Annotated in this window: 2 protein-coding genes; both read right to left on the reverse strand. The window is 72.2% G+C overall.

Going from position 1 to position 1,999, the window contains the following annotated elements; translation table 11 throughout:
• Window positions 1-10: 10 nt before the first annotated feature.
• On the reverse strand, window positions 11-1,477 hold the full coding sequence (locus tag ACIQOV_RS39220; protein WP_401055653.1) for a hypothetical protein: 1,467 nt from the start codon (window positions 1,475-1,477) through the stop codon (window positions 11-13).
• Window positions 1,478-1,601: 124 nt separating this feature from the next.
• Complete coding sequence (locus ACIQOV_RS39225) at window positions 1,602-1,862, reverse strand: roadblock/LC7 domain-containing protein (RefSeq protein WP_401055655.1); 261 nt, start codon at window positions 1,860-1,862, stop codon at window positions 1,602-1,604.
• Window positions 1,863-1,999: the final 137 nt, after the last annotated feature.

The raw sequence follows: 1,999 nt of genomic DNA on the forward strand, positions 1-1,999 counted from the left end.
GGGGTGGGGGCTATCGGGCGGGCTGCGGCCGGTGGAGAGCGGCCAGCAGGGAGGGCCCGATCCGCCGGGCGGCCGGGGAGCCGATGGTCAGGACCAGGTCGCCCCGCTGCACGAGGGAGGCAATCAGGGCCTCGGAGCCCTGCCGGTGCAGGTCGGGCTCGAAGCGGATCACCGTGCCGGTGGAACTGGCGTTGAGGATGGATTCGCTGCCGTCGGCGTGGTTCTGGCCGCGGGGGAACGTCGAGTGGACGGGAAGCAGTACGGTCCGGTCGGCGGTGCCCAAGGCTTCGGCGATCAGACTGGTGAGGGCGTTCGACCGCAGGTGCCCGGAGGGCTCGTAGACGGCCACCACCGCGCCCTCGGTGAGCATCCGGGCGCCCTGGAGGTCGGCGGCGATCTCCTTCGGGTGCACGGCCCTGGACTCGACGACGTTGATGCCACCGGTAGAGCCCAGCCTGGTCAGCGATCGTTCGACGCCCGCGAACGCGCCGAGTCCGTCGACGAGTTCACGGCCGGGAACACCGAGGGCCCAGCCCGCGGCCCACGCAGCGGCCACGGCCATGGCATTGTTCGTCCCGGCGACCGGCATGGTGAACGTGTGGCGTTCGCCGTCGGCCTGGACGGTGACGCGGTGCTCCTCTCCGGTCCAGAACGTCCCGAGGACCTGGACGTCCATGCCGGTGCCGCGGCCGACGGTCACCACCCTCGGACCCGGCCGGTGCCTGCGCAGCCGGTCCGCCAGTTCCTGGCAACCGGGCTGGGCGACCCACACCACCACCGTGTCGCTCCGCTGGGCGAGGACCTCCATCTGGTCCAGCGCTTCCTGCTGGTTCCAGAACGCCGGCGGTGCCGCATCCACGGCGGTGATCAGTGTCACCGTGGGGCTCAGCCCTTCGCCGAGCGTGCGGAAGCGCCAACCGGGCGGCGACGTCTCGTGGCTGGAGCCGTCCGGACAGAGGTCCACCACCAGGACCTCTCCGCCGCCGTCATAGCCGGCGGAGTCCCCCATCGGGGCTTCGGCGAGGATCCACCCGGGATCGCGGCTGACGAGTGCGCAGGTGAGCGCGGCGGCAGCCATGGTGGTCGAATGGCTGCCGGCGACGGTGACCGTGACCGGTGCCGTGCCGGCCAGCAGCTCGACGGCCCGCGCGTAGCCCATCATGGGCAGGCCGTGGCCGGCGATGTGGCTGGTGAGGTCGTGGGTCACGGTGTTGTCGCCGCCCCAGATCAGCGAAGCCGTACCGGGGGCGACCGCTCGGAGAACGGCCCCGCGACGCTCAAGCCGCTCGACCAGCTCGGGACGAAGGCTCGCCTGCACGGGGGAGATCGTGACCCGGGCGTGGCGTTGGGTGAGGTAGGAGGCCAGTCCGGCCATGCCGGGGCTGAGCGGGTCGGGGATGTGCACGGTGCCGAGGACATCGGGCAGCGGCAACGGGCGCCGCGGGCGGGTCGGGGCCTTGGCCGAGATCGGGTTCACGCCGCAGCCCCCACGGCGACGGTGCTGTCCGCCAGTTCGACGAGCCGGGCGGCGATGTCGCCCAGTTGGGCGTTCTTCCCGCACACCGCGGCGAGCATCGAGCCGTCGTTGGCACCGACGAGAATCAGCGTGTGCGGCCGGCCCGGTCCTCGACCACGCTGTGGCCCCAGAGGCCCCGTTCGGCGGTGCTACGGCCGATGATCTCGGTGCTGCGGTTGCTCACGGCGTGCAGCGCCGCCATCACGGCCGACCAGTGGTCGGCCTCGTCCTCGCCCACCCCGGGCGAACAGCCGAGGACCAGCCCTTCGGGGCTGACGTGGATGGCGGCGAGGGCGCTGGCGGTGCCGGTGACCAAGTCCTTCAGGAACTGCGGATGGCGCAACATGTGAGCCTCCTTGGCCAGAACGAACGCGGGGGAGGAGGGGTCGAAGCGCGAGAGGATCGGCTGGGACCCGAGGGGATCGCCGGGGCGGCGTCTCCAACACGTTCAGAGTGGCCAAGGGGACGGTGCGAGCGGGAGGG

The organism is Kitasatospora sp. NPDC091257 (genome assembly GCF_044757675.1).
Classification (GTDB): domain Bacteria; phylum Actinomycetota; class Actinomycetes; order Streptomycetales; family Streptomycetaceae; genus Kitasatospora; species Kitasatospora lactacystinica.

Coding starts and splice junctions, on each gene's coding strand:
- ACIQOV_RS39225 (WP_401055655.1), bottom strand. CDS start 1,862: ATGTTGCGCCATCCGCAGTTCCTGAAGGACTTGGTCACCGGCACCGCC.